Here is a 25,398-nt window from a genome sequence, read left to right as displayed (position 1 = left end):
AAATCCACCATGAAAAAGACCTACCGCTCCCACCCAGTCAAAGCACTGGCCCTGGCCCTCGGCCTGTTCAGCTCTGCGGTTTTCGCCGCCGAAGCGCCGTTAAAAGTCGGCACCACCGCCGCCTTCGCCATCCCGCTGGAAGCCGCCGTCGAGGAAGCCAAAAAACAAGGCCTGCAAGTCGACCTGGTGGAGTTCAGCGACTGGATCGCCCCCAACGTCAGCCTCGCGGCCGGCGACATCGACGTGAACTATTTCCAGCACGTCCCGTTCCTGGAGAACGCCAAGGCCGCCGCCGGTTTTGACCTGGTGCCGTTCGCGCCGGGATCATCAACAACGTCGGCCTCTACTCGAAAAAATACAAAAGCTTCGACGAGCTGCCACAAGGCGCCAGCGCCGCCATCGCCAACGACCCGATCAACAGCGGTCGCGGCCTGCAACTGCTGGCCAAGGCTGGCCTGATTACGCTCAAACCGGGTGTCGGCTACAAGGCCACCGAAGAAGACATCATCACCAACCCGAAGAAAATCAAAATCCTCCAGGTCGAAGCCGTGCAACTGGTGCGCGCCTACGACGATGCCGATCTGGTCCAGGGCTACCCGGCCTACATCCGGCTGTCGAAGACCTTCGATGCCGGTTCGGCGTTGCTGTTTGATGGCCTCGATCACAAGGAATACGTGATCCAGTTCGTGATCCAGCCCAAGAGCAAAACCGACCCGCGCCTGATTAAGTTCGTCGACATCTACCAGCATTCGCCGGCCGTTCGTGCGGCGCTGGACAAGGCTCACGGCAAGCTCTATCAAGCTGGCTGGGAAAGCTGAGGATGACGGCCGCGATCCAACGGCGACTGGATGTTCCAGAGCCACATATAGCCGAACAGACCGAACTGCATCCGGACCTGAACCGTGCCCACGTGCGCTTTATCGGCCTGGGTAAAACCTACACCGGCCAGCAGGGTCCGGTGGCGGCGTTGCACGGCATCGACCTGGCGATCCAGCGCGGTGAGGTGTTCGGCATCATCGGTCGCAGCGGCGCCGGCAAGTCGTCGCTGATCCGCACCATCAACCGCCTCGAACAACCGAGCAGCGGCCGGGTGCTGATCGATCAAGTGGACATCGGCGAGTTCGATGAAGACCGCCTGGTCGCGCTGCGCCGACGGATCGGCATGATCTTCCAGCACTTCAACCTGATGTCGGCCAAGACCGTTTGGCAGAACGTCGAATTGCCGCTGAAAGTGGCCGGTGTGCCCAAGGAAAAACGCGAACAGAAAGTCCGCGAACTGCTGGAGTTGGTCGGCCTGCAAGGCAAGCACAAGGCCTATCCGGCGCAGCTGTCCGGCGGGCAGAAACAGCGCGTCGGCATCGCCCGCGCCCTGGTGCATGACCCGGAAATTCTGCTGTGCGACGAAGCCACTTCCGCGCTGGACCCGGAGACCACACAATCGATCCTCGGCCTGCTGCGCGAGATCAATCAGCGGCTGGGTTTGACCATCGTGCTGATCACCCACGAGATGGCGGTGATCCGCGATATCTGTGATCGGGTGGTGGTGCTGGAAAACGGAAAAATCGTCGAGCAAGGGCCGGTCTGGGAGTTGTTCGGTAACCCGCAGCATGAGGTCAGCAAAACCTTGCTCGCGCCGCTGCAACACGCTCTGCCGGAAGAACTGCAAAGCCGCTTGCGCCTGCAACCTCAGTCCTCGGACGCGGCGGTTGTGCTGCGTTTGCGCTTCACCGGCAGCGCCACGGACGAACCGGATCTGGCAGCACTGTTCAGCGCCCTCGGTGGCCGCGTGAGGCTGCTGCAAGGTGGCGTGGAACGCATTCAGGGCCACGCGCTAGGGCAATTGCTGCTGGCGGTGACCGGTTCGGCGCTCGGCGCTGAAGAACTGCGCCAGCGCGCCGGCCACTGGGCGCAACAGGTGGAGGTGCTCGGTTATGTGGTTTGATCGCTTGCTGCAAGGTTTCATCGACACGTTTCTGATGGTGGGCGTGTCGTCGCTGATTGCGCTGCTGGCGGGCATTCCGCTGGCGGTGATTCTGGTCACCAGCACCAAGGGCGGCATCTACGAAGCACCCGCGTTGAACCGTGCACTGGGCGCCTTCGTGAACCTGTTCCGCTCGATTCCGTTTCTGATTCTGATGGTGGCGCTGATTCCGTTTACCCGATTGATCGTCGGCACCACGTATGGTGTCTGGGCCGCCGTGGTGCCGCTGACGATTGCGGCCACGCCATTCTTTGCACGCATTGCCGAAGTCAGTTTGCGCGAAGTGGACCACGGGTTGATCGAAGCCGCGCAGGCGATGGGATGCCGGCGCTGGCACATTGTCTGGCATGTGCTGTTGCCTGAGGCGCTGCCGGGGATTGTCGGTGGTTTCACCATTACGCTGGTGACCATGATCAACTCGTCGGCCATGGCCGGGGCGATTGGTGCGGGTGGGTTGGGGGACATCGCGTACCGGTATGGGTATCAGCGGTTTGATAGCCAGATCATGCTGACGGTGATTGTGCTGCTGGTGGTGTTGGTGGCGATTATCCAGCTGGGTGGGGATCGGTTGGCGCGGGGGCTTAACAAGCGCTGAACACGGTCAAGGTTGTAGAGCTTTTGTGGCGAGGGAGCTTGCTCCCGCTCGATTGCGCAGCAATCGCAAGATCTTTAGACCGGGTTTATCTGACACACCTCATTGAATGGCTGGGGGCTGCTTCGCAGCCCAGCGGGAGCAAGCTCCCTCGCCACAAAAGCGTCCTCGACACAGGCAATTTCCTTCGCAACAGGGGGAATATTTCCCACAGGAAAATCAGCGTGCCTACAGGCTTGGTCCCTTTCATTTGCAGGACATTTCCTAGATCATTCCGCTCGCTTGCGCCTGCCAATTTCGGTGGCTAGTCTCGGCCCGTCACTGCTCATCAGTGATCGGGTTTAGTCGCCCGGATCTTCCAGGCGCATAGCGCCACCTCATTCCAGGTGTTTTCATTGCCTGAACGTTATGGTGGCTGTGCGCAGGGCACCTTCGGGTGCGCCGGTATTGCCTGGAGACCGGTCGACTAACCTGCGTGCAGCCGCCACCCCTGTTCGTTTAGTCGCGATAACGGTTGGCTCCAATTATTTCCAGGAGTTTTACCAATGAAGAAATCCGTCCCCGATCCACCTCCCGAAACGTCCACCCAAGGCAAACCCACCGACGACAGGCTAAGAGACCGCTCCGCCCTTTATCGTGCGATCGATTTCTACCTCACCGGAGAACAGCCTTCGGCGCCCGATGAACTGCGGTTCTACAACGTCAGTGAAGACGTGAGCTTTGAAGACACCCAACTCTATGTCGCGGATTTGCTGCGCTGTGCTTCGGTCACTGCGTATCAGTGTGGCGATCACCTCAAAGGGGCGGAGCGAGCCATGGTGTTCTCGGTTTGGCATTTGCTGGAGATTGCCAAAGCCATGGTTGATCGCTCCATTGATTGTTTGGGGATGAAGCAGGGCTGAGGCTTCGTCGTCAGTGAAATCGCCTTCGCGGGCAAGCCTCGCTCCTACAGGAGTACGCGTCTGTCGAAACAACTCGGTCAACTGTAGGAGCGAGGCTTGCCCGCGAATGGCTGCGAAGCAGCCCCAAGTCTGATGGCGTATATTCGGCAAATCCCCATTGCCTGCGCAGCCGACCATGAAACAGACCCCCGACGACCTCCAGAAGATCACCGCCACCACCCTGGGCCATTACAACTCGGTGGCCGAAGATTTTCGCGAGGGGACTCGCGATCATGATGTCAGCCAGAACATCGACGCCCTGCTGCGGCATATTCAGGGCGAGGCGCCGTTCGACGTTCTCGATTTTGGCTGTGGGCCGGGGCGGGATTTGCAGACGTTCACACGCATGGGCCACACGGCTGTCGGGCTCGACGGTTCAGAGAAGTTTGCACAGATGGCGCGTGAGGACAGTGGATGCGAGGTGTGGCAGCAGGACTTTCTGAAGCTGGATCTGCCGGCCGAACGCTTTGACGGGATTTTTGCCAACGCGGTGTTGTTTCATATCCCGCGCCAGGAATTGCCTCGGGTGTTGAAGGCGTTGCGCGGGGCGTTGAAGCCGGGGGGTGTGTTGTTCAGTTCCAATCCGCGAGGGGAGAATCAGGAAGGGTGGAACGGGCCGCGGTATGGGGCGTATCACGATCTTGAGGCGTGGCAGCAATTGCTGACTGAGGCGGGGTTTGTGGAGCTGGAACATTACTACCGGCCGGCGGGGCTACCGCGGGAGCAGCAGCCTTGGTTGGCGAGTGTTTGGCGCAAAGTGTGAAGCCTTCAGACTTGTGGTGCCTGGGCTGACGTCTTCGCGGGCAAGCCACGCTCCCACAGGTTTTTGTGTCGATCCTGGAAGTTGTTATCGACGCAAATCCTGTGGGAGCGTGGCTTGCCCGCGATGAGCGCGGAGCGCTCGATTTCAAGTCTCTTTTTTCGGCTCGCGGATTTTGTACCAGGCGACATAAAGCGCCGGCAAAAACAGCAACGTCAGCAACGTCGCAATAATGATCCCGCCAATCATGGCGTAAGCCATCGGCCCCCAGAACACTTCCCGGGCAATCGGGATCATCCCCAGGCTGGCCGCCGCAGCGGTCAGCAGAATCGGTCGGCGCCGATGCTCCGTGGCCTGCGCCACGGCATCCCAAGGTGAAACGCCCTCTTTCTCCAAGGCATCGATCTGGGTCACCAGAATCACCGAGTTGCGGATGATGATGCCGATCAGCGCCAGAATCCCCAGGATCGCCACAAAGCCCATCGGCGTGCCCGTCGGGATCAGCGCCAGCACCACGCCAATCAAGCCGAGCGGCGCGACACTCGCCACCAGGAACAGCTTCTGCACGCTGTGCAGCTGGATCATCAGGAAGGTCGCCATCAGGAACAGCATCAACGGCACCACCTTGGCAATCGGCCCCTGGGCCTTGCCGCTCTCCTCCACCGTGCCGCCCGTGGCAACCGAGTAACCCACCGGCAAACCGGCGGCGAATTTATCGATGTCGGGTTTGAGCTGTTTCACCAGATCAGTCGGCTGAATCTCGTCTCGCACCGCCGCCTTGATCGTGATGGTCGGCTTGCGGTCGCGGCGCCAGACCAGCGGTTGCTCGAGTTCATAGCGCACCGTGGCGAAAGCCAGCAGCGGAATCGACGTGCCGCTCTGGGTCACGATTTGCAAGTTCTGCAGGGTTTCCGGCGTGCCGCGCTCCGCGTCCACCGCGCGTCCCACGACGTTGATCAGGTAGATATCGTCATCGACCTGAGTGACCGGCGAACCGACCACGATGCTGTTCATCAGGTTGGCCACGTCTTCCGACGACAGCCCCAATTGACGCGCCTTGTCCTGAGCGATCTCGATGCGCAGGACTTTGCCCGGTTCGTTCCAGTCGTAAATGATCTCGCCGATGTGCGAGTTCTTGTCCAGCTCGGTGGCCAGGGCGATGGCGTGCTTGCGCACCTGATCGATGTCCTTGCCGCTGACCCGGTACTGAATCGGGCGACCCACCGGCGGGCCCATTTCCAGCGCCTGGACGTAGCTGCCGATGCCGACGAAATCTTTGCGCAGCCGCTCGCGCAAGCGTTGGCTGAGGGCGTTACGCGATTCCAGGCCTTTGCTGACGATCACCAATTGCGCGTAGTACGGGTTTTGCAATTGTTGGTCGAGGGGCAGGTAGAAACGGATCGCCCCCTCGCCGATGTAAGTGCTCCAGCGCACGATGTCCGGATCGTCCTTGAGGGTCGCTTCGAGCTTGTCCACCGCCTTGCGGGTTTCGGCGATCGAGGCGTTTTGCGGCAGGTTGAGGTCGACGAGGATTTCCGGGCGGTCCGAGGACGGGAAGAACTGGTTCTGCACGAACTGCATGGAAAACACCGAGGCCACGAACAGCGCAATGGTGATACCGATCGCCCACCAGCGATTACGCATGGCCCAAAACATACCGTAATTGAATGCACGGCCGATGCGGCCCGGCTCGGCGTTATGGGGTTTCACGTTGGTGCTGAGAATGTGCACGCCGATCACCGGGGCAAACAACACGGCGACAACCCACGACACCAGCATCGCCACCGCGATAACGGCAAACAGCGTGAAGGTGTACTCGCCCGCCGAGCTGGCGTTCAACCCGATGGGCACGAAACCGGCCACCGTCACCAACGTACCGGTGAGCATCGGGAACGCCGTGGAGGTGTAGGCAAACGTTGCCGCCTGCTCCTTGGTCTCGCCCATTTCCAGGCGCGTGACCATCATTTCGACCGTGATCATGGCGTCGTCCACCAGCAGGCCGAGGGCGATGATCAGCGCGCCGAGGGAAATTCGCTGCATGGTGATGCCGCTGTACTCCATGAAGATGAACACCATGGCCAGCACCAGCGGGATCGAGCACGCCACCACCAGCCCGGCGCGCACCCCGAGGCTGACGAAGCTTACGACCAGCACGATCACCACCGCTTCGAACAAAGCACTGGTGAAGCCGCCGACGGCTTTTTCCACCACTTCGGCCTGATCGGACACCGTGTGCACACCGACGCCCACCGGCAAGTCGGCGGTCAGGTCGGTCATGCGCTGGTGCAACGCCTTGCCGAATTCCTGAATGTTGCCGCCCTTCTTCATGGCAATGGCGAGGCCGATGGCCGGGTGGCCGTTGAAGCGAAACTCCGGGGTCGCCGGGTCAACGTACCCACGGCTGATGTCGGCGATGTCGGCCAGGCGGTAGAAGCGGTCATTGAGCCGCAGGTTGACGTTGGCCAGGTCTTTCTCGGAAGCGAACTGCCCCGAGGTGCGCACCGAGATGCGCTCCGGACCGGCCTCGATCACACCGGCCGGGGTCACCGCGTTCTGGGTTTGCAGGCTTTGCACCACCTGGCGCTGATCGATGCCCAGCGCCGCCAGTTTGCGGGTTGAGAAATTCAGGTACAGGACTTCATCCTGCTCACCGACCATCTCAACCTTGCCCAGCCCCGGCACTTCACGAATTTCAGCGCGAACCTGTTCCACGTAATCGCGCAACTGGCGCATCGACAAGCCGTCGGCGGTAAAAGCGTAGACCGAACCGTACACATCACCGAATTCGTCGTTGAACCCCGGCCCTTGCAGACCCTGGGGGAAATCACCGCGAATGTCGTTGATCTTCTTGCGCACCTGGTACCAGATTTCCGGGATGTCCTTGGCACTGGTGGTGTCGCGCAGGTTGACGAACACCGTCGATTCGCCCGGCCGTGTGTAGCTTTTCACGTAGTCGAGGGAATCGAGCTCTTCGAGTTTTTTCTCGATGCGGTCAGTGACCTGCTTGAGGGTTTCTTCCTGGGTCGCGCCCGGCCAGCGGGTCTGGATGACCATGGTTTTGATGGTAAACGACGGGTCTTCCTCGCGGCCCAGGTTCATGTACGAGAACACGCCCATCAGCAGCGCGACAAACATCAGGTACCAGACAAACGACTGATGTTTGAGGGCCCATTCGGATAAGTTGAAACTCCCTTTCATTGGGGGCTGTCCTCGTCGATTTTCACTTTTTGCCCGGGTTTCAGGCTGTTCACACCCGCGCTGACTACCCGCTCACCGGACTTCACGCCATTGGCCAGGATCATCGTTGAATCCGTGCGGCTGACCAGGCTGACGTCCCGTGGGGAAACGGTCTGGGTCTGCGTATCGATGACCCAGATGCGCGATTTGCCGTCGACTTCCTGCAGCGCGCTAAGCGGCAATTCGATACGCGGTTTGATCGCTGAACTGAGGGTGACGCTGATCGCGGTGCCCAGGCGAAAACCGGGCGGTGTGTCTGTCAGGGTCAGGCGGGCTCGACGGGTACGGGTCGCACTCTGGGCCTGGGGCTCGATTTCACGAACGATGGCGGTGGTGTTGATGCTCGGGTCCAGTTGCGCTGCAACCTGGAACACGACGTCGGTCGGCAGCTGGTCGACCAGGGTGTCCGGCAGGTCGATCACAGCTTCCTTGATGTCCGGCTGCGCCAGGGTCACCACTTGCTGGCCGGCGGTGACGACTTGCCCGGCTTCGGCATTCCACGCGGTGACGATGGCTTTGTGGTCGGAGCGCAGCTCAACGTAATTGAGCTGATCCTTGGCCTGATCGACCGCTGCCTTCGCTTGATCGAGGGAGGCCTGGGTGGTTTTGAGGTCAGTCTGGGCAATATCGAGCTGTGCCTGGGCGCCGACGCCGCGATCGAACAATTCCTGCTGGCGCCGGGCATTGGCCTGGGCGTTGATGTATTGCGCCTGGACGCTGGCCAGATTGCCCTGGGCGGAACGCAGCTGGTTCTGCTGATCGGTGGGGTCCAGGGTGGCAAGCAGCGCACCCTTTTCCACTTCGGCACCGATATCGACGTTACGGCTGGCGATGCGCCCCGGCACGCGGAACCCGACATTGCTTTCATAGCGGGCCTGGATGCTGCCGGCGAAACGGCCGAGATTTTCCTCGTCCAGCGACTGGACCTTGACCGACAGCACCGGACGTATCGGCTCCGGCGGCGGTTCTTCTTTCGAGCAGGCCGCCAGCATCACCGCCGTGCACACCAGTAACAGACGCTTCATGGCTGGGCTTCCACAGCGAGATCCTTGTAGGTGTTTTCGGCGATTTCAACTTTCACGCCGGGGTGCAGCAACTGACCGCCCGCGATGACGACTTTTTCGCCGCTCTTCAGGCCGGCGCTGATGATCACTTTGCCGGTCAGGTAACGACCGACCGTGACGGTGTGCAGTTGCGCCTTGCCTTCACCGTCCACCAGCCATACCGCCGGATCGCTGAGGTTTTTGGTCAGGGCCGACCACGGCAACTCCACGGCGGACTTGCCCGGTGTCTTGGCCGTGGCGCTCACCACCGAGCCCAGTTGCATGCCCTCGGGCAGGCCATTGAGGGTGACTTTGACTTGCACGGTGCCGGTCTGCGCGGACACCGCCGGGGTGATCTCCCGCACGGTGCCGGTGGTCTTGATCGACGGGTTGTCGAGCAGGCTGACCACGATGGTTTTATCCTCCGGCGCCTCGGCCAGCAGCGATTCGTAGACGTTGAACACCGCGTCACGCTCACCATCGCGCGCCAGGCTGAAAATCGGCACCGTCGCCTGCACCACTTGGCCGACCTCGGCCTGACGCGCCGTAATCACGCCCGGCGCCTCGGCAATCAGCGCGGTGTAGCCGAGCTGTTCACGGGCGTTGGCGAATTGCGCCTGGGCAGCGGTCAACGCGCTCTGACTGCTGCGCAAGGCGGCTTGCGCGGAATCGTATTCGCTTTGGCTGGTGTAACCCTTGGGCAGGAGTTTTTGCTGGCGAACGAACGCGGCGGCGGTCTGTTTGACCCGGGCCTGCTCGGCGGTGACTTGGGCCTGGGCCGAATCGACGTTGGTCTGCAGGTCCTTGGGATCGAGTCTGGCCAGCACTTGTCTGGCCGACACCCGGTCACCGACATCGACCATGCGCTGAATGATCTTGCCGCCCACGCGGAACGACAATTCGGTCTGGACCCGGGCCTGAACATCGCCGGTGAGCGTCACCGACGCAGCGTAATCCAAGGCTTTGACCTCCTGGACGAAGACCCGTGGACGGTCCTTCTCGACCGGTTTTTTATCGCCGCACGCGGTCAGCAGCGCAAGGAGGCTCAGGCCAACCACTATTTTCAATCCGGGACCAGCCATGCAGACTCCTTTGCGTTGTACGGACGTGCCATTGGCGATACGACTGTGAGCTTAGAACAGGGTTCCACGGGTGCACCTGACGGCTTCAAATAAAGCGATCACGCCACAATTCTTGTAGCAGCTGGCGGAGCCCATGTGGGAGCGAGCCTGCTCGCGATGGCGGTGTTTCAGTTGGCATCAATGTTGGCTGAGGCACCGCCATCGCGAGCAGGCTCGCTCCCACAGGGGATCACAGTGCTCCCGACAATAAGGCAAACTGTCTGCCCCTGTAGCAGGAAGCTCCCATGCTCAAAACCCTCGCGGTGGCCAATTACCGCTCGATCAACAAGTTGGTGATTCCGCTGGGTCGGTTGAACCTGATCACCGGCCCCAACGGCAGCGGTAAGTCCAATCTGTACCGCGCGTTGCGCCTGCTGGCGGAAACCGCTCAGGGCGGCGTCGTCAATGCCCTGGCCCGCGAGGGCGGGCTGCATTCGACGTTCTGGGCCGGGCCGGAAAACATCACCCGGCGAATGCGTAACGGTGAAGTCCCGATCGAGGCAACCGTGCGCCACGGCGCCAAACGCCTGCGCCTGGGGTTTGCCGGTGAGGATTTCAGCTATTCGATTGCCCTGGGGTTGCCGGAGCCGAGCGAATCCGCGTTTTCCCTGGACCCGGAAATCAAGAAGGAATGCATCTGGAACGGCCCGTTTTATCGCCCGGCCAGTCTGCTGGTGGATCGCGACGGCCCGATGATCCGTAACCGGGCCGGTCGTGGCTGGGACGTGCTGGCCCACCACACGCCGAATTTCGACAGCCTGTTCGATCAGGTCGGCAGCTTCCGTACCTCGCCGGAAGTCATGCAACTGCGTGAATTCATCCGCCGCTGGCGCTTCTACGATCACTTTCGCAGCGATGCCGATGCGCCGGTGCGCCAACCACAATTGGGCACCCGCACACCGGTTTTGCACCACGACGGTCGCGACCTCGCCGCCGCGTTGCAGACGATTCGTGAAATCGGCGACCCCGAGGCGTTGCAGTCCGCGATCAGCGACGCGTTCCCCGGTGCACGATTGAATATCGCGCCGTTGCAGGGCGGGCGGTTTGCGATTGAGTTTTTCCAGGAAGGGTTGCTGCGGCCGTTGTCGGCGGCCGAGTTATCGGACGGGACCTTGCGCTATTTGCTGCTGGTGGCGGCGCTGCTGACGCCTCGGCCACCGACGCTGATGGTGCTGAACGAGCCGGAAACCAGTTTGCACCCGGACCTGTTGCCGGCGTTGGCTCGGTTGATTATCCGAGCGTCGGAGCAGTGTCAGGTGTGGGTGGTATCCCATGCGCGGCGGTTGATCTCTGCGTTGCAGGAGGACCTGGAGTGCAATTGCATTGTGCTGGAGAAAACATTGGGCCAGACGGGGATCGTGGGTCAGCGGATGCTGGATGAGCCAGCTTGGCATTGGCCGGACTGAATCAGCGCCTGATAAACCGCTTTCGCGAGCAGGCTCGCTCCTACAGTTGACCGAGTTGTCCCGACGGACACGGTCTAATGTGGGAGCGAGCCTGCTCGCGATGACGGCCGCAAGCTCACTGCAAAGGTCAGTGACTCAGCCCTGCCACTTCCCACCCTCAACAATCACGCTCTCCGGCTTGGTGTCATCGCTCAGCTCTTTACGCACATATTGGTCATACAGCTTGAGCAAATACTTCTCCTCACCCAGCTTCGCCAATTCAGCATTCACCCAATCACGCAGCTCGATATTGCCCTTCTTCACCGCCGGCGCAATCGGTGCTTGCGCACCCAACGTCTGGCTCAGCACGCGATAGCCAGGGTTCTGCTTGGCCCAGCTGAACAGCACCAGATTGTCCTGCGCATACGCATCGCCGCGCCCATTGGCCAGCGCTTGCAATGACTCGGAGTTCTTCTCGAATTTCAACAGTTTCCAGTCCGGGTGATTCTTGGTCAGCCAGATATCGGCCGTGGTGCCGGTGGTGACGATGGTGGTGCGAGTCGCCAGGTCATCGAGGTTCTTCACCGTGCTGGCTTGCGGAACCAGTGCCTGAACCGCCACCTTGAGGTTCGGGTTGGTGAATTCCACCGCTTCCTTGCGCTCCGGGGTGACGGTCATGTTGGCCAGGATCAGGTCGACCTTGTCGCTTTGCAGGAACGGAATCCGGCTGGCAGGTTCCACCGCGACGAACTCGACTTTGTTCTCGTCGCCCAACAGGTCCTTGGCGAATTGACGGCCGATGTCGGTATCGAAACCCACATAACGCCCGGCTTCATTGACGAAACCAAACGGCGGTTTGTCGGTGAAGACACCGACGATCAGCTTGTCCCGAGCCTTGATTTTTTCCAGATAACTGGCGGTGGCCGCAGGCTTGGCGGGTTCTTCGGTTTTGTTGCAGCCGGCCAGCAAAGCGAGGCCGAGCAGCGGGAGTAGCAGCAGTGAAGTCTTGGCAGTTTTCATAGCGGTTCCAGTTCCTTTGTTTGAGTCGTTTTGGGTAAAGCGGCGACATAGGAGAACTTCTCCAGGAACTGCTGCGCTCGTGCGGTTTGCGGGTTCGTAAAGAAAATCTCGGTTGGTTTTTGTTCGAGGATTCGCCCGGCATCCATGAACACAATTCGGTCAGCCACGGCACGGGCAAAGGCCATTTCGTGGGTAACGATCAGCAGGGTCATGCCCTCGCGAGCCAGGCCCTGAATGACTTCCAGCACTTCCTTGACCATTTCCGGGTCGAGGGCGGCGGTGACTTCGTCGAAGAGCATGACCTTGGGGTTCATGCACAGCGAACGGACGATGGCGATGCGTTGCTGCTGGCCACCGGAAAGCTGACGCGGGAAGGCATCGCGCTTGTCCAGCAGGCCTACGCGAGCCAGCAAGGCTTCGGCCTGATCGCGGGCTTCGCGGCGGTCGCGTTTCTGTACTTTGACCGGGCCGAGCAGCAGGTTGTCGAGCACGCTCATGTGCGGGAACAAGTGATAACTCTGGAACACCATGCCGATCTGCTGCCGCACTTCGCGCCAGTCGGTGCCCTTGTCCAGTAACTCGCGACCGGCAAAGTTCAAGCTGCCGCTGTGGGCGACTTCCAGGCCGTTGAGGCAGCGCAGCAAGGTGCTTTTGCCGCAACCGCTGGGGCCGAGGATGACAATCACTTCGCCTGACTTCACTTGCAGGTCGATACCGTCCAGCACTTGCTGGTCGCCGAAAAACTTGTTGAAACCCTTGAACTCGATCAATGCGCTCATGCTTGCGTCCAGCGCCGCTCCAGCACACGCGAGGCGGCCGACAGCGGGTAGCAGATGAAAAAGAAAAACAGGAACAGCGCGCCGTAGATCAGCACGGATTCGTAAGTGCGTTCGATGATTTGCTGGCCGACCTTGATCACGTCCACCACGCCGATCAGCACCGCGAGAGAGCTGGTCTTGATGATGCGCGTGTAGACGTTGATGGTCGGCGGCGTCATGCGTTTCAGCGCTTGGGGCAGGAGTACGTAGCCGTAGAGTTGCGGGCCGTCCAGGCCAATCGACAACCCCGCTTCACGCTGCCCGCGCGGCAACGAATGCAACGCGCCACGCACCACTTCGCCGACTTCGCTGGCGCCCCACAGCGACAGCACCAGCACCGCGCACCAGAAGCTGGGAATGCTCAGGCCGAAAAAGATCGGCAGGCCAAAAAACAGCAGGTACAGCCACACCAGCACCGGGATCGCCCGGAACAATTCCAGGTAGACCCGCAGGATCGCGTTCAGCCATTTGACGTTCAGCGTGCGCAATACACCGTAGAGCACACCGCCAACGGTGCTGATGGCGATGCTCAGAAAAGAGATCGACAAGGTTTGCGCCGCACCTTTGCCCAGTTGCGGCAAGGACACCCAAAGCAACTCAAGACCCGAACTGGCCATGCTGGAGCCTCCTTTCCAGGCGGCTGAGCAGCAGCGACAGTGGCAAGAACAGCAGCACGCAGATCAGCGTCAGCACGGCGAGCATTTCGTAGGTTTTGTAGTAAAGCGCGATGTAGCTCTTGGTGGTGTAGAGAATCTCCGGCACCGCCACCGCCGAGACCACGGTGGTTTCCTTGAGCAGGAAGATGAAATTGGCGAACAGCGACGGCAGGCTGAGAATCCCGGCTTGCGGCAGGATTACGTAGCGCAGCAATTGCCCGCGGGACAAGCCGATGGAGCGGCCGGATTCGAGTTGGGCCTGGGGCACGGCGTCTACGCCGGCGCGCAGGACTTCGGTCAGGTAAGCGCCGCCGAGGAAGGTCATGGTGATGATCGCCGCGGCAAACCCCGAGACCTTGATGCCCAATACCGGCAAGGCGAAGTAAACGAAGAACAGTTGGATCAGCAGCGGCGTGTTGCGCGCCAACTCGACGTAAAGTCCGACCAGCCGCTGCAGGTAGGGCGTGCGAAACACCAGAATCGTTGCGTTGATCAAGGCCACCAGCAGCGACGTGCCGATGGCGATAAAGCCGACCTGCAGCGTTACGCCCACGGCTTTGAGAAACGCCGGCAGGGTGCTGAGGATAAAAGCGTAATCGAAGTTCATTGAACATCCTGGACGTCGCGGGGTAAGCGACGGTGGTGCAGTCCATGGGCAGTGGATAACTGCCCGGCAGGCACCGACTTTAAAGGTATAAAAAGAAGAATTTAAATACCGTTAAAGCATATTAATATCACGCAAAAAACTATCCTGCGGATTTGCCGTGGCGAAGGAAGACGACTATTTTCCTTGCAGCTGTAGGAGGGATCTTTTTTTCAAAAAGACCCTCCAAGGACGCACAGCTTTTGGCCAGACTCCCTGGCCGAACCCTCACAAGGAAGAGAAAAATGGCTGACATGAAAGTGCCACAGCGGTTGGATCCGCAGGAAATCGTGAAGTTATTGGTGGCGTTGCGCCGGGCGCTGAAGGCCAGGGTGGCCTGACCTATTCTTGGCTGATCAACCCTGTGGGAGCGGGCTTGCTCGCGAATGCGGCGTGTCAGCAACATCAATGTTGACTGACACTCCCTCTTCGCGAGCAAGCCCGCTCCCACATAGGATGTGCACATGCAAAAAAACGCCGACGCTATTGCTAGCCGTCGGCGTTCGAAACCTTGAAGGGGTTTACCTCGCGAATCAGAACGCCGGCAGTACCGCGCCGCTGTACTTCTTGGCGATGAATGCTTTCACTTCCGGGCTGGTCAAGGCTTTGGCCAGTTTCTGGATGGCGACGCTGTCCTTGTTGTCCGGACGAGCCACCAGGAAGTTCACGTAAGGCGAATCGGCACCTTCGATGACCAGCGCGTCTTTAGCCGGGTTCAGACCTGCTTCCAGCGCGTAGTTGGTGTTGATCAAATCCAGATCCACTTCCTTCAGAACGCGCGGCAACATGGCCGACTCCAGCTCCTTGAACTTGAAGTTGTGCGGGTTTTTGGCGATATCTTTCGGAGTGGACAGGGCGTTTTTCGGGTCTTTCAACTCGATCAGGCCAGCCTTCTGCAGTAGGAGCAGGGCACGGCCACTGTTGCTGCCTTCGTTAGGCAGAGCGATGGTCGCGCCGTTTGGCAGCTCGGCCAGGGATTTGTATTTGCTCGAGTAGCCGCCGAACGGTTCAACGTGAACACCGATGACGGTTTCCAGGTTGGTGCCTTTGCCTTTGTTAAAGCTATCCAGATACGGCTTGGTCTGGAAGTAGTTGGCATCCAGACGTTTTTCAGCGACCTGTACGTTCGGTTGAACGTAGTCGGTGAACACTTTGATTTCCAGGTCCACGCCTTCTTTGGCGAGGGTTGGCTTGATCAGTTCAAGAATCTCGGCGTGTGGAATCGGGGTCGCCGCAACCACCAGTTTCTCGCCCGCCTGGGCCAGGCCCGCGCTCAGGGCAGCCGCCAGTGCGGTGAACAACAGAACCTTTTTCATGCAGTGTCCTTATCGAAAATCACGGTCGTCATCGACGACGGCTATTAGTACATGTGCCAGTGAAGTGCTATCGCTGGCGTGAAGCGGACAATACCGGGATTTTTTATTCCCGAACAATATCTTTTATTCACTTTCATATTCCATTTTGTTCATAAAGATCACTGCAGCGTCTGCGTCAGGCGTTCCAGCAAACGCTTGAGTGCCGAACGCTCCTCAGCCGTGCCGTTTTTGCTCACTTGCGCGATTTGCTGCTCGATCTGCAGCAACGACACGGGCACTTCAGGCAGATTCAAATGCTCCGGCAAAATCTCGTCGCCGGTGCTGACCAGCAGCGCAAAGTGAATGACGTTCTCCAGCTCCCGGGTGTTGCCCGGCCAACTGTGCCGCTCCAGTACAAGCTGTGCAGACTCGCTGATCAGCGGCACCGGCAGGTCGAGGCGCTGGCTGTAGATGCCGAGGAAATATTCGGACAACGAAAGGATATCGCCGACCCGCTCGCGCAATGCCGGCAGTTCGAGCTGGCCTTCGCTGAGGTAGTGATAAAGCCGCTCATGGAATTTCCCGGCCGCCACCGCCTGGGCCAGATCGATACTGGTGGCCGCCACCAGGCGCACGTCCACCGGGCTCGGTTGATGCGCGCCAACGCGGGTGACTTCGTGGTTTTCCAGGGCGGCGAGCAATTTGATCTGGATCGGCAGCGGCAAGTCGCCGATCTCATCCAGATAGAGCGTGCCGCCGTTGGCCGAACCGAACCACCCCGCGCGGCTGCTGGCCGAGCCGCTGTAACTGCCGGCGGCATAGCCGAACAGCTCGGCATCGGCATAGGTCGGGCTGATAGCGCCGCAATTGACCGAGACGAACAACCCGCCGCGATCACTGGCACGGTGGATATGCCGCGCGAGCAATTCCTTGCCGCTACCCGTTTCACCACGGATCAGCACCGAGATCGAGCGCGGCGCCAATTGTTCCAGCTCCTGGCGCAACTGCCGGGAGCGTGGATCGACAAACACCAGCGCCTTGGCGCGAATGCTCAGTGGACTTTTTTCTGCGTCGGGAAAGGTCAGCAGTGGCTGACCGAAGGCTTCAAAACTCATGGCAGACTCCCGCCCAAAACCGCCGGGAGACGGGTTGGCGTTCTAAAAAAGAAAAAGGTTCAAGCGCGTCGCAGGGCGTGGTGTTCCATTCGGTTTTGCAGGCGGTAGAGATAGGCAAAGCCCTGCTCCCAGCGCTGATGCCCGGACTTCACGTTGATGTGTCCGGCACCCGCCAGAATCCCCGCCTCGGCGCCCCAGTTGCGGGCCAGCTCAAGGGCTCGCGGCGCACTCACGGCGCTGTCGTTGTCGGAGCTGACGACCTGGCTCGGGAAGGGCAACAAGTGGTCAGGGATCGGTGCGAAGTTACGCAGCGCCGGCGAGCACGCGGGGCGCTCGACGTCCGCCGGTGCGACCAGCAAGGCGCCGCGTACCTGACGCAAGAAATGCAGCGGTGCAGTGGCGGCCCAATGGGCGACCGTAATGCAACCCAGACTGTGCGCAATCAAGATCACCGGCGTGCTGTCGGCAGCAATCGCTTCGGCCAGCGCCGCGACCCAGTCTTCACGACGCGGCGTCAGCCAGTCGGCCTGCTCCACCCGCGCGCTGTTCGGCAGACTGTTCTGCCAGTGGCTTTGCCAATGATCTTCCGGCGATCCTTGCCAGCCCGGCACAATCAGGTAGCGAATTGATTCGTTGCGCATGGGGGAACTCTCCTGCTGCGTGTCTGTTCCCGACCGAGTATAGGGAGGAGAGTTATATCCGTTAAGGAATAAGAAGCTATTTATTAAGACCCATAAAGAATATATAGCCTGATCGCATCTGTCTGGAACAGACAAAAAAAGGGGCCGCACCCTGCCAAGGAGACGGCCCCGGAAACTCAAAATCTGCTAGCGCAATCAACCTCATTGGGATGCGATGATTGGCTGAAACGGTCATCCAATAAAGGAATATTTAATGCCTTTATTAGATTAAAAACGCATAAATTACCGCTAAACCCCTCCTGCTCACGTCATTAACGTATCGTCCTTTTGGGTCAGATTGATGACGAGCGCCTTCGCCGCCTTAGTCGTCTCGCTGTTCCTTGCCATTGAGTTTCCGAACGCATTCATCAAGCCTGAGCGGCACCCACCTGCTGCGCCTCTGTGGCCTCCTCACACACAAACCGGTTCGCCCGCCCAAACGTCCCGAAATCATTGAACCGCACGCCCATCTCGCGCATCACCTTATGCGCCACCGGCACGGTCATCTGGCGGATGTAAAACGGTTCCTTCACCACAAAGTGATGAATCCCGTGGCTGCTGCCGAAGTTGAAGCAGAACGCCTGCATCGGCCACATCCACCAAGGGTTCAGCACCTGGGTTTGCTCAATCACATTACCCGGCTCCACATCACCGTAGTAATGCATGTTCGAACTGACAAAGTGCAGGCAAAACGTGCGCAACACGTTCGGGCCGATGATCACCACCGCCGCGATGTCGATGACCTGCATCACCGACAGCGTGGTCGCCGACCATTCGATTGGCGCCCCCATCAAAGAGGCGATGCCATTCGCCCCATGGAAACCGAGGAACACGTACCAGGCGCCCCAATGCACCAGCGCCAGCGGCGCGTAGACCTTCAGCGTGCGTTTGATGATGCTGAATTTATGCGCCCAGGTCTTGGCTCGCAGCATGCGAATGAACGCCGACATCACGTTATCGCCGACCATCAACAACCGCGCGAATCCCCAAGGCTCGCCGTTGGTGATCGCGCGCTCTTCCATGTCGGCTTCCGTACCGGACACCTTGTGGTGATTGAGGTGAAGATGCCGGCGAATCCATGGATTGATCGTGCTTGGCCGCGCCAGCCACACCAGGCCCATCATCAAGTTGTGCGGCACGCGTTGTTTGCGGAAGTACATGCTATGAATCAGGTCGTGTTCCAGCTCGTGGGTCAACGAGGCGAAAAACGCGTTGAGCAACAGGCACGCCCACCAGGCCATATGCCCGGTCATGTAGAGCGCCGCGGAACCGATCATTCCAGCCAGTGCAAAGGCCAGAATGCCCGCGCCCAAGGCGTCCTGATGGTTGAGAATCGGATAGCGCTTGCGCAGCTCGACCCCTCTGGCCAGCACCACTTGGCGAATATGGGCTGATCGTTGGGCTGCATTCAGTCGCTGGGGACTTGCAGAAGTACCGTCCATGCTTCCATCCTCTGGTTATTGATGTTCGCATACTGCCTTGTGGACCCCCGCAACGTGGTAGCCGTGAACGCCAACCTGTTGACCGGAAGCGCCAATCAGCATGACTGAACCGACCTCCCTCGCCAGCTGGACCCGCGCCCTGCGCAAGCAACTTGATGCGCTGGGCCTCGACAGCACCGCCCTGTGCCAGCAGGCGGGGCTCGACCCGCAATTGATGGACGACCCGAACGCCCGTTACCCGTTGTCGGGCACCACGCGCCTGTGGGAAATCGCGGTACAGGTCAGCGGCGACCCGGCGATCGGCTTGCGTGTATCACGCTTCGTCAGCCCGACTACGTTTCACGCGCTCGGTTATGCGCTGGTGGCCAGCGGCAGTCTGCGCGAAGTGTTCGAGCGCATCGTGCGTTACCACCAAGTGGTCAGCGATGCGCTGGAACTGGAGCTGACCCGCGCTGAAGATCGCTACCGCTTCTGCCTGAAAATCCCTGCCGGCAACCCGGCCCCCGCGTTCGAAGCCATCGATGCCTTCACGGCGATTTACGTGCGCACCTGCCGCAATCGCCTGGGCCGCGAATATGCCCCGCTGGCGGTGTACCTGCGCCGCCCGGAGCCGGCCGACCCGCATCAATGGCACAAAGTCTTTCGTTCGCCGGTGCACTTCGCCGCCGACGAGGACCGACTGGAATTTGCCCTCGTGGACTTCGACAGTCACCTGGACGATGCCAACCCGGAGCTGGCCGAACACAACGAAGCGGTGCTCAAGCGCACTTTGGCGCAACTCAAGCCGCTGACGTGGGAACGCAAGGTCCGCGATGCCATTGAAGAACAATTGCCCGAAGGCGAACCCAGCGCCGAACACATCGCCAAGGCCCTGCACCTGAGCTTGCGCAGCCTGCAACGGCATCTGGCGGACGAAGGCTATCGATTCGACACGCTACTCAATGAAAGCCGCGAAAACCTCGCGCTGCTGCACCTGCGCGACCCGCAATGCTCGTTGAGCGAAATCAGTTATTTGCTGGGGTTCGCCGATACCAGCAGCTTCAGCCGCGCCTTCAAGCGCTGGACCGGAATGACGCCGGGGCAGTTTCGGGATGGGTTGCGGTGACTGATCTGGAAGGTGGGTTGCCTGTTCTGGCCTCTTCGCAGGCAATGACCGCGTATCCCTGTAGGAGCGTGGCTTGCCCGCGAAGGCGTCCGTTGCAACGCCGCAAATCTTTCAGCTTTTGACCAGACTTCGTGCAACACCTGATTTCCACTGATCCATCATCGCGTTGCCAACCTCGGCAAAACCGCTGTTAGCCCGAATGTAGTGAGCCATCTCACCCATCGCCACATCCATCCCATGAGCAACCTGTTGCAGCAGTTCATTACAACGCCCTTCCGTCAGGTTGCAGGCCGAACGACCAAACCGCATCAGCATTTTGTACTTGGGCCAAGCCTTTGATCCGCCCAACAGCAACGCCATGCTGTCGGACTTGATGTAGACCGATGTCGTGACGATGTCGTAGGCCGGAGCAAGGCTGATCTGCGCATCGACGGCGCAATGCTCGTACAGCACGCCGAAGTTCTTGAGGTGAGCGTCGCCATTCTTCACTCCAGAAGAGAGCGCGACGATTTTGAAAAAAGATTCAAGCGCCTGGTTGAGCAATGGCGGGGAGACGAATTCTTTGATTTGCTTCGCAGCACCTTCATACGAGCCATCGTATTTGGCCTTCGACGGCCAGGCATTGAGGACACAAAAATCCTCGAATCCCAAATAACCTTTGTCATTGAGATCGAAACGTTCAACGACCAGAAATTTGCCGTGCTCGCTGAGTTCAAATGTCGGCACTTCAAGTCCGCAATGCAGTGCAGCCCGCATGCAGAAATATTCGTTGGCCGCGAGTTCGGGGTATTCCTCTGGACGAAAGGATTTGACCAGGTGCGTAGCGCCTCGATGGGTCAGCCGGTCGACCGATGTCGCACTGTCCCGGACCAGCACTTTCGGCTGCACACCCGAAACACCCGAGTACTGGCCATAGGTGTGCAACAGATCATCGAACAAGCCCTGCGCACCGTCATGCACCAGAAGATCCGCGAGGCTGGTTTCCGGGGGCCGTTCACTCGCATCTGGAGCGTTCGCAATACCCACTCGTCCAAGCTGATACGGGCCAACGATCGCCAGCATGGCAAAATCATCAAACCCGCGGACCGCTTTGCTGAAACGGCGAACCAACTCATCGCGCAGTGCACCCTCTGGCAGGTTCATTTCGAAAATGGGCGGTATACCTTGCTCCCACATGTAACTCTCAAGACGAGTTGGCATGGTCAGCGAGACTGCGTTTTCCTCCTGCGCGTTTTCAGCGTAGGTAAAGACTGAATCGCCGCGGGACTGACCACGACCGAGCGTGCCGACGGCCGTTGCGGACACACTGATGTGCAGCCTGTCCTTTCCCTGCGGCTCACCCATGGAAGTTAACCTTTTTCAGAGCGTCCAGCGTTGGGCGCTTCGACTGACGGGGCACGGCGGTGAGCTCGTATCCGAAGCCGTTGAGGATCGCCTCAACCTTGCGGAGACCGATTTCGGAGATTGTATTGTTCTCGATGCCTGAAATCGTGGAACGGCTCATGCCGTACTTTTTTGCCAGTGCATCCTGAGAAAGTTTTCGCTCTTTGCGTAAAGACCGAATGAGTTTGCCAAGGTTTTCCATTGTTCATCCTGCATCGTATACCGTGCAATTTACAACAAACCGTTAATATGCATTGTATTTAGTGCAGTTTGACGCCTAAGTCCAGCTCATTTTTTAACCTGAGGCCCGCGAACCTCAGCGCCCCCGATCCCGCCGCAACAACTTGCGCACCCGCGCCACCAATTCACTCACGGCAAACGGCTTGAGCAGGTAATCGTCCTCATGCAGCTCCAACCCACGCAGGCGATCTTCGATGCCATCCTTTGTGGTCAGCAACAGCACCGGTGTTTCACCGAGCTTGCGGATCTGTTGCAGCAACTGCCAGCCGTTGAGCCCCGGCAGCATCACGTCGAGGATGATCAACTCGTATTCGCCGGACTCGATGAAGCGGCGGCCGTCCATACCGTTGAGCGCCACATCGACTGAGTAACTCGCCTCGTTCAGGCCGTTGGCCAGGAGTTTGGCGATCTCCGGTTCGTCTTCTACTAACAGCACACGCATGGCACACCTCGATTGTCGTCATCACAGGCTAGGCGCCTTCGCAAAGAAAGCCCAGTCATAACAACATCTGTAGCAGCTAGCGAAGCCTGCGTTCGGCTGCGCAGCAGTCGTAAATACTGTGTGCACGATCGGTCTGATACACCGCATTGCCTGATATTACGACTGCTGCGCAGCCGAACGCAGCCTCGCAAGCTCGACAGCTGCTACAGATCCGAACGCAGGCTGCTAAATGGTTTGTGGTGGTTTAAACAATCGCCAGTACCCGCAACCGTTGTGCATCCAGAATCTCGATCTCGCCATAGCTGAGGTCGAGGATTCCCTGTCCTTGTAAATCCTTGAGAATCTGGTTGGTGGTCTGGCGCGACAGCGACAACATCGACGCCAATTGCTCCTGGGGCAGTTGCAGCACCCGGCGCGGCGGATCGAATTCGCCGTAGCCTTCGGCGATCATCAGCAGGCGGTGAGCCAGGCGGGCCGGGGCGGGCATCAGGCTCAGCTGTTCGAGGTTGATGAAGGTCAGGCGCAGTTTGTGGCTCATCAGCAATGCCAGCTGCCGCCAATACACCGGTTGTTCGTCGAGCAACGTCAGCAGCGCGGCCTGCGGGATGTGCAACAGCGTGCACTGGCCCACACCGAAAGCATCGTGGGTGCGTGGCTGACCGTCGAACAGACAGATTTCGCCGAACCAATGGGGCGACTCCACCAGGCTCAGCAACGCCTCCTTGCCCTGCTCGCTGACCGCTCCGATGCGCACCGAGCCCTCGATCACCGCATACAACCCGCACGGTGGATCACCGCGTTTAAACAACAGCTGCCCCGCCGACAACCGCCGCACCCGGGCCGCAGCCAGCAGACTATCCTGTAAGGGAACCGGTAAATGACTGAACCACTGCCCCGACTCCAGGCGCGAACGCCAGACCTGCATGTCCATTTAAACTCCTGGAGATTGTCGCCTGCCTGACAGAGCGAAACGTGAACCTGAGGCATGATCAATCACCCTACAGGAGGAATAACAATGAAAAGCCTCGTTGACCATCTCAGTCAATACGCCGCTTACCACCGTGACCCGCGCAATATTGCCAGCCACTTTATCGGGATTCCGCTGATTGTGGTGGCCGTGGCGGTGTTGCTGTCGCGGCCGCAATGGGTTGGTGGCTGGGTGTCGCCGGCGGTGCTGGTGGCGCTGGCCTCGGCGTGGTTTTACCTGCGCCTGGAGGTACGCCTCGGGTTGTTGATGACGGTGTTGCTGGGGCTGTGCGTTTGGGCGGGTCAGGTTCTCGCGCAGCAAAGTACGCTGGTGTGGTTGGCGAGCGGGATCGGGATGTTTGTGGTGGGCTGGGCGATTCAGTTTGTCGGTCATCACTATGAAGGACGCAAACCGGCGTTTGTCGATGATGTGACGGGGTTGATTGTCGGGCCGTTGTTTGTGGTGGTTGAGCTAGCGTTTTTGCTGGGGATGCGGCGGGATTTGAAAGAGCAGATCGAGGCGCGGGTGGGTGGGGTGCGGGTCAATCCGAAACGTGCTGCTGCGTAGATCGCTTTCGCGGGCAAGCCTCGCTCCTACTGGGGATCTATGGCGTACATAGATTCCCAGTAGGAGCGAGGCTTGCCCGCGAAGCTTTTGATCTCAAAGGCTAGCGAGTTTCTGCCAGACCTTCGGCTTGAAGAACAATGTCTCGCCCTTCGCCAGGCCGATCAGGCTGTCGTGATCCTTCACCACTTCAGCTTCGATCAACTCGCTCTGGCCTTCGACCTTCAACGTCACCCGAGTCGTCGCGCCCAACGGACGGATATCCCGCACTTCCGCCGCGTGATGGTCTTCCAGCTCATGCCGCGACAACGACACTTCGTGCGGGCGGAACAGCACGTGTTTGTCTTCACCCAGATGCAGACGGTTCGAATCACCGAGGAAGTGATAAACGAAATCGCTGGCCGGGTTCTCGTAAACGTCGCCCGGTGAGCCGATCTGTTCGATCACGCCTTTATTCATCACCACGATACGGTCGGCGACTTCCATGGCTTCTTCCTGGTCGTGGGTCACGAATACCGAGGTCAGGTTGATGTCTTCGTGCAGCCGTGCGAGCCAGCGACGCAGCTCTTTGCGGACCTTGGCGTCGAGCGCCCCGAACGGTTCGTCGAGCAGCAGGACTTTCGGCTCGACCGCCAGGGCACGGGCCAACGCAATACGCTGGCGCTGGCCGCCGGAGAGTTGTTCCGGGTAGCGATCCGACAGCCAATCCAGTTGCACCATGTTCAGCAGTTCGTGGACTTTCACCGCGATCTGGCTTTCGCTCGGGCGCTGGTTTTTCGGTTTCATGCGCAGGCCGAACGCGACGTTATCGAACACGGTCATGTGGCGGAACAACGCGTAGTGCTGGAACACGAAACCGACGTTGCGATCACGCACGTCATGGCCGGACACGTCTTCACCGTGGAAGACGATGTTGCCCTTATCGGGCGTTTCCAGACCGGCGATGATCCGCAGCAGCGTGGTCTTGCCGCAACCCGACGGGCCGAGCAGGGCCACGAGTTCGCCGCTTTGAATGTCCAGGCTGATGTTGTCCAGCGCCTTGAACGCGTTGAAATTCTTGCTGACGTTACGCACTTCGATCGACATGAATTATTCCTCCGCGGCGCTGGCGCGCAGGCGGTTAATACGGTTTTCGCTCCACTGCTTCAGCAGCAGGATGAAGAGCGCCATGATCAGCAACAGGCTCGCCACAGCGAACGCGGCCACGTGGTTGTATTCGTTGTAGAGGATCTCGACGTGCAGCGGAAGGGTGTTGGTCACCCCGCGAATGTGCCCGGAAACCACCGACACTGCACCGAACTCACCCATCGCCCGCGCGGTACACAGCACCACGCCGTAGATCAGGCCCCACTTGATATTGGGAACGGTGACGTGCCAGAACATTTGCCAGCCATTGGCCCCGAGCAAGCGCGCGGCCTCTTCTTCCTGGGTGCCTTGTTCCTGCATCAGCGGGATCAGCTCGCGGGCCACGAACGGCACGGTGACGAAGATCGTCGCCAGCACGATGCCCGGCAAGGCGAAGACGATCTGGATGTCGTGATCCTGCAACCACGGCCCGAACAGGCCCTGGGCGCCAAACATCAGCACGTAGACCAGGCCGGCGATGACCGGCGACACCGAGAACGGCAGGTCAATCAGCGTGACCAACATACTTTTGCCACGGAACGAGTATTTGCTCACGCACCATGCAGCGCTGACACCGAACACCAGGTTCAGCGGCACTGAAATCAGCACGGCGATCACCGTGAGTTTCAGGGCCGACAAAGCGTCGGGTTCGAAGATCGCGGTGAAGAACGCACCGATTCCGAGCTTCAGGCCCTGAGACACCACGATCACCAGCGGCAGCAACAGGAACAGGGCGAACACCAGCCAGCCAAGGCCGATCAGGATTCGCCGCGATGAAGCACTGCCACGGCGGGCGGCGTTCGAGGAAGCAGCAGCAATAGACGATTGGGACATTTTTGCGCC

The 25,398-nt window shown here is 59.7% G+C and carries 24 protein-coding genes and 1 pseudogene; 8 read left to right on the top strand and 17 right to left on the bottom strand.

Features of this window, described 5'->3' with window-relative positions; all coding sequences use genetic code 11:
• The first annotated feature begins 9 nt into the window (after positions 1 to 9).
• The 5 genes and pseudogenes from ACA068_RS01000 (at position 10) to ACA068_RS00980 (ending at position 4,277) form a co-directional block, all read left to right on the top strand.
• A pseudogene (locus ACA068_RS01000) lies at positions 10 to 818 on the top strand (MetQ/NlpA family ABC transporter substrate-binding protein).
• A 2-nt stretch (positions 819 to 820) separates the two neighbouring features.
• The gene (locus ACA068_RS00995) at positions 821 to 1,942 is read left to right on the top strand and encodes a methionine ABC transporter ATP-binding protein (protein ID WP_497306930.1); all 1,122 of its coding nucleotides are present in this window, start codon (positions 821 to 823) and stop codon (positions 1,940 to 1,942) included.
• Positions 1,932 to 2,576 (top strand): methionine ABC transporter permease, encoded by a 645-nt coding sequence (locus ACA068_RS00990; RefSeq protein ID WP_077747487.1) that lies wholly within the window; start codon positions 1,932 to 1,934, stop codon positions 2,574 to 2,576. The genes ACA068_RS00995 and ACA068_RS00990 overlap by 11 nt, the downstream gene beginning before the upstream one ends.
• 542 nt (positions 2,577 to 3,118) lie before the next feature.
• Positions 3,119 to 3,475: a DUF6124 family protein gene (locus ACA068_RS00985; protein ID WP_497306928.1), complete on the top strand. Its 357-nt coding sequence runs from the start codon at positions 3,119 to 3,121 to the stop codon at positions 3,473 to 3,475.
• A gap of 175 nt (positions 3,476 to 3,650) precedes the next feature.
• Complete coding sequence (locus ACA068_RS00980; protein ID WP_497306926.1) at positions 3,651 to 4,277, top strand: class I SAM-dependent methyltransferase; 627 nt, start codon at positions 3,651 to 3,653, stop codon at positions 4,275 to 4,277.
• Positions 4,278 to 4,421: 144 nt separating this feature from the next.
• Here the strand turns inward: ACA068_RS00980 and ACA068_RS00975 are convergent, their stop codons facing one another.
• Genes ACA068_RS00975 through ACA068_RS00965 form a run of 3 tightly spaced genes read right to left on the bottom strand, consistent with a single transcriptional unit; the run spans position 4,422 to position 9,636 of the window.
• A complete protein-coding gene (locus ACA068_RS00975) occupies positions 4,422 to 7,472 on the bottom strand; it encodes an efflux RND transporter permease subunit (RefSeq protein ID WP_497306925.1) in 3,051 nt (1,016 codons plus the stop codon).
• Positions 7,469 to 8,536, bottom strand: coding sequence for an efflux RND transporter periplasmic adaptor subunit (locus ACA068_RS00970; RefSeq protein ID WP_497306923.1), 1,068 nt, complete (start codon positions 8,534 to 8,536; stop codon positions 7,469 to 7,471). The genes ACA068_RS00975 and ACA068_RS00970 overlap by 4 nt, the downstream gene beginning before the upstream one ends.
• Entirely contained in the window at positions 8,533 to 9,636 is a 1,104-nt protein-coding gene (locus tag ACA068_RS00965; RefSeq protein ID WP_497306921.1) for an efflux RND transporter periplasmic adaptor subunit, read from the bottom strand. The genes ACA068_RS00970 and ACA068_RS00965 overlap by 4 nt, the downstream gene beginning before the upstream one ends.
• Positions 9,637 to 9,920: 284 nt before the next feature.
• Here ACA068_RS00965 and ACA068_RS00960 point away from each other — a divergent pair, with 284 nt between their 5' ends.
• Positions 9,921 to 11,081 (top strand): AAA family ATPase, encoded by a 1,161-nt coding sequence (locus tag ACA068_RS00960; RefSeq protein ID WP_497306919.1) that lies wholly within the window; start codon positions 9,921 to 9,923, stop codon positions 11,079 to 11,081.
• 135 nt (positions 11,082 to 11,216) lie between these two features.
• Here ACA068_RS00960 and ACA068_RS00955 read toward each other — a convergent pair whose 3' ends face one another.
• The 8 genes from ACA068_RS00955 to ACA068_RS00920 all read right to left on the bottom strand — a co-directional run bounded on the left by ACA068_RS00955 (position 11,217) and on the right by ACA068_RS00920 (position 18,729).
• Positions 11,217 to 12,080 (bottom strand): transporter substrate-binding domain-containing protein, encoded by an 864-nt coding sequence (locus tag ACA068_RS00955; protein WP_497306917.1) that lies wholly within the window; start codon positions 12,078 to 12,080, stop codon positions 11,217 to 11,219.
• Entirely contained in the window at positions 12,077 to 12,859 is a 783-nt protein-coding gene (locus ACA068_RS00950; protein WP_497306915.1) for an amino acid ABC transporter ATP-binding protein, read from the bottom strand. The genes ACA068_RS00955 and ACA068_RS00950 overlap by 4 nt, the downstream gene beginning before the upstream one ends.
• A complete protein-coding gene (locus ACA068_RS00945; RefSeq protein WP_403107649.1) occupies positions 12,856 to 13,515 on the bottom strand; it encodes an amino acid ABC transporter permease in 660 nt (219 codons plus the stop codon). The genes ACA068_RS00950 and ACA068_RS00945 overlap by 4 nt, the downstream gene beginning before the upstream one ends.
• Positions 13,496 to 14,161: an amino acid ABC transporter permease gene (locus ACA068_RS00940; RefSeq protein WP_497306913.1), complete on the bottom strand. Its 666-nt coding sequence runs from the start codon at positions 14,159 to 14,161 to the stop codon at positions 13,496 to 13,498. Before ACA068_RS00940 ends, ACA068_RS00945 begins: the two co-directional genes overlap by 20 nt.
• Before the next feature lie 569 nt (positions 14,162 to 14,730).
• Positions 14,731 to 15,513 (bottom strand): MetQ/NlpA family ABC transporter substrate-binding protein, encoded by a 783-nt coding sequence (locus ACA068_RS00935; protein ID WP_497306911.1) that lies wholly within the window; start codon positions 15,511 to 15,513, stop codon positions 14,731 to 14,733.
• 158 nt (positions 15,514 to 15,671) lie between these two features.
• On the bottom strand, positions 15,672 to 16,607 hold the full coding sequence (locus tag ACA068_RS00930; RefSeq protein ID WP_497306909.1) for a sigma 54-interacting transcriptional regulator: 936 nt from the start codon (positions 16,605 to 16,607) through the stop codon (positions 15,672 to 15,674).
• Positions 16,608 to 16,666: 59 nt separating this feature from the next.
• A complete protein-coding gene (locus ACA068_RS00925; protein ID WP_497306908.1) occupies positions 16,667 to 17,248 on the bottom strand; it encodes an alpha/beta hydrolase in 582 nt (193 codons plus the stop codon).
• A gap of 407 nt (positions 17,249 to 17,655) precedes the next feature.
• The gene (locus ACA068_RS00920) at positions 17,656 to 18,729 is read right to left on the bottom strand and encodes a fatty acid desaturase (protein ID WP_497306906.1); all 1,074 of its coding nucleotides are present in this window, start codon (positions 18,727 to 18,729) and stop codon (positions 17,656 to 17,658) included.
• Positions 18,730 to 18,829: 100 nt separating this feature from the next.
• Here ACA068_RS00920 and ACA068_RS00915 point away from each other — a divergent pair, with 100 nt between their 5' ends.
• Complete coding sequence (locus ACA068_RS00915) at positions 18,830 to 19,834, top strand: AraC family transcriptional regulator (protein WP_497306904.1); 1,005 nt, start codon at positions 18,830 to 18,832, stop codon at positions 19,832 to 19,834.
• A gap of 111 nt (positions 19,835 to 19,945) precedes the next feature.
• Here the strand turns inward: ACA068_RS00915 and ACA068_RS00910 are convergent, their stop codons facing one another.
• The 4 genes from ACA068_RS00910 to ACA068_RS00895 all read right to left on the bottom strand — a co-directional run bounded on the left by ACA068_RS00910 (position 19,946) and on the right by ACA068_RS00895 (position 22,830).
• A complete protein-coding gene (locus tag ACA068_RS00910; RefSeq protein ID WP_497306902.1) occupies positions 19,946 to 21,178 on the bottom strand; it encodes a type II toxin-antitoxin system HipA family toxin in 1,233 nt (410 codons plus the stop codon).
• Entirely contained in the window at positions 21,171 to 21,419 is a 249-nt protein-coding gene (locus tag ACA068_RS00905; protein ID WP_497306900.1) for a helix-turn-helix domain-containing protein, read from the bottom strand. The genes ACA068_RS00910 and ACA068_RS00905 overlap by 8 nt, the downstream gene beginning before the upstream one ends.
• 114 nt (positions 21,420 to 21,533) lie before the next feature.
• On the bottom strand, positions 21,534 to 21,899 hold the full coding sequence (locus ACA068_RS00900) for a response regulator (RefSeq protein ID WP_497306898.1): 366 nt from the start codon (positions 21,897 to 21,899) through the stop codon (positions 21,534 to 21,536).
• 244 nt (positions 21,900 to 22,143) lie between these two features.
• Complete coding sequence (locus ACA068_RS00895; RefSeq protein ID WP_497306896.1) at positions 22,144 to 22,830, bottom strand: Crp/Fnr family transcriptional regulator; 687 nt, start codon at positions 22,828 to 22,830, stop codon at positions 22,144 to 22,146.
• 84 nt (positions 22,831 to 22,914) lie between these two features.
• On the opposite strand from ACA068_RS00895, the gene ACA068_RS00890 reads away from it, so the two are divergent.
• Positions 22,915 to 23,433 carry an Mpo1 family 2-hydroxy fatty acid dioxygenase gene (locus tag ACA068_RS00890; RefSeq protein WP_497306894.1) on the top strand — a complete coding sequence of 173 codons (519 nt, stop codon included), beginning with the start codon at positions 22,915 to 22,917 and terminating at the stop codon, positions 23,431 to 23,433.
• 93 nt (positions 23,434 to 23,526) lie between these two features.
• Here ACA068_RS00890 and ACA068_RS00885 read toward each other — a convergent pair whose 3' ends face one another.
• Together ACA068_RS00885 and cysW are read right to left on the bottom strand one after the other, a co-directional pair.
• The gene (locus tag ACA068_RS00885) at positions 23,527 to 24,516 is read right to left on the bottom strand and encodes a sulfate/molybdate ABC transporter ATP-binding protein (RefSeq protein WP_497306893.1); all 990 of its coding nucleotides are present in this window, start codon (positions 24,514 to 24,516) and stop codon (positions 23,527 to 23,529) included.
• Between the two features lie 3 nt (positions 24,517 to 24,519).
• Positions 24,520 to 25,389: a sulfate ABC transporter permease subunit CysW gene (cysW, locus tag ACA068_RS00880; RefSeq protein WP_150702616.1), complete on the bottom strand. Its 870-nt coding sequence runs from the start codon at positions 25,387 to 25,389 to the stop codon at positions 24,520 to 24,522.
• Between the last annotated feature and the right edge of the window lie 9 nt (positions 25,390 to 25,398).

The sequence above is a fragment of the Pseudomonas sp. LBUM1660 genome (assembly GCF_059695935.1).
This window is presented reverse-complemented; position numbering and strand designations above follow the sequence as displayed.

Excerpts from the sequence above, each read along its gene's own strand:
- ACA068_RS00895 (WP_497306896.1), bottom strand. The coding sequence starts at position 22,830 with ATGGACATGCAGGTCTGGCGTTCGCGCCTGGAGTCGGGGCAGTGGTTC.
- ACA068_RS00955 (WP_497306917.1), bottom strand. The coding sequence starts at position 12,080 with ATGAAAACTGCCAAGACTTCACTGCTGCTACTCCCGCTGCTCGGCCTC.
- ACA068_RS00935 (WP_497306911.1), bottom strand. The coding sequence starts at position 15,513 with ATGAAAAAGGTTCTGTTGTTCACCGCACTGGCGGCTGCCCTGAGCGCG.
- ACA068_RS00925 (WP_497306908.1), bottom strand. The coding sequence starts at position 17,248 with ATGCGCAACGAATCAATTCGCTACCTGATTGTGCCGGGCTGGCAAGGA.
- ACA068_RS00940 (WP_497306913.1), bottom strand. The coding sequence starts at position 14,161 with ATGAACTTCGATTACGCTTTTATCCTCAGCACCCTGCCGGCGTTTCTC.
- ACA068_RS00900 (WP_497306898.1), bottom strand. The coding sequence starts at position 21,899 with ATGCGTGTGCTGTTAGTAGAAGACGAACCGGAGATCGCCAAACTCCTG.
- ACA068_RS00990 (WP_077747487.1), top strand. The coding sequence starts at position 1,932 with ATGTGGTTTGATCGCTTGCTGCAAGGTTTCATCGACACGTTTCTGATG.
- ACA068_RS00965 (WP_497306921.1), bottom strand. The coding sequence starts at position 9,636 with ATGGCTGGTCCCGGATTGAAAATAGTGGTTGGCCTGAGCCTCCTTGCG.
- ACA068_RS00970 (WP_497306923.1), bottom strand. The coding sequence starts at position 8,536 with ATGAAGCGTCTGTTACTGGTGTGCACGGCGGTGATGCTGGCGGCCTGC.
- ACA068_RS00975 (WP_497306925.1), bottom strand. The coding sequence starts at position 7,472 with ATGAAAGGGAGTTTCAACTTATCCGAATGGGCCCTCAAACATCAGTCG.
- ACA068_RS00930 (WP_497306909.1), bottom strand. The coding sequence starts at position 16,607 with ATGAGTTTTGAAGCCTTCGGTCAGCCACTGCTGACCTTTCCCGACGCA.
- cysW (WP_150702616.1), bottom strand. The coding sequence starts at position 25,389 with ATGTCCCAATCGTCTATTGCTGCTGCTTCCTCGAACGCCGCCCGCCGT.
- ACA068_RS00910 (WP_497306902.1), bottom strand. The coding sequence starts at position 21,178 with ATGGGTGAGCCGCAGGGAAAGGACAGGCTGCACATCAGTGTGTCCGCA.
- ACA068_RS00995 (WP_497306930.1), top strand. The coding sequence starts at position 821 with ATGACGGCCGCGATCCAACGGCGACTGGATGTTCCAGAGCCACATATA.
- ACA068_RS00885 (WP_497306893.1), bottom strand. The coding sequence starts at position 24,516 with ATGTCGATCGAAGTGCGTAACGTCAGCAAGAATTTCAACGCGTTCAAG.
- ACA068_RS00985 (WP_497306928.1), top strand. The coding sequence starts at position 3,119 with ATGAAGAAATCCGTCCCCGATCCACCTCCCGAAACGTCCACCCAAGGC.
- ACA068_RS00890 (WP_497306894.1), top strand. The coding sequence starts at position 22,915 with ATGAAAAGCCTCGTTGACCATCTCAGTCAATACGCCGCTTACCACCGT.
- ACA068_RS00915 (WP_497306904.1), top strand. The coding sequence starts at position 18,830 with ATGACTGAACCGACCTCCCTCGCCAGCTGGACCCGCGCCCTGCGCAAG.
- ACA068_RS00945 (WP_403107649.1), bottom strand. The coding sequence starts at position 13,515 with ATGGCCAGTTCGGGTCTTGAGTTGCTTTGGGTGTCCTTGCCGCAACTG.
- ACA068_RS00905 (WP_497306900.1), bottom strand. The coding sequence starts at position 21,419 with ATGGAAAACCTTGGCAAACTCATTCGGTCTTTACGCAAAGAGCGAAAA.
- ACA068_RS00950 (WP_497306915.1), bottom strand. The coding sequence starts at position 12,859 with ATGAGCGCATTGATCGAGTTCAAGGGTTTCAACAAGTTTTTCGGCGAC.
- ACA068_RS00980 (WP_497306926.1), top strand. The coding sequence starts at position 3,651 with ATGAAACAGACCCCCGACGACCTCCAGAAGATCACCGCCACCACCCTG.
- ACA068_RS00920 (WP_497306906.1), bottom strand. The coding sequence starts at position 18,729 with ATGGACGGTACTTCTGCAAGTCCCCAGCGACTGAATGCAGCCCAACGA.
- ACA068_RS00960 (WP_497306919.1), top strand. The coding sequence starts at position 9,921 with ATGCTCAAAACCCTCGCGGTGGCCAATTACCGCTCGATCAACAAGTTG.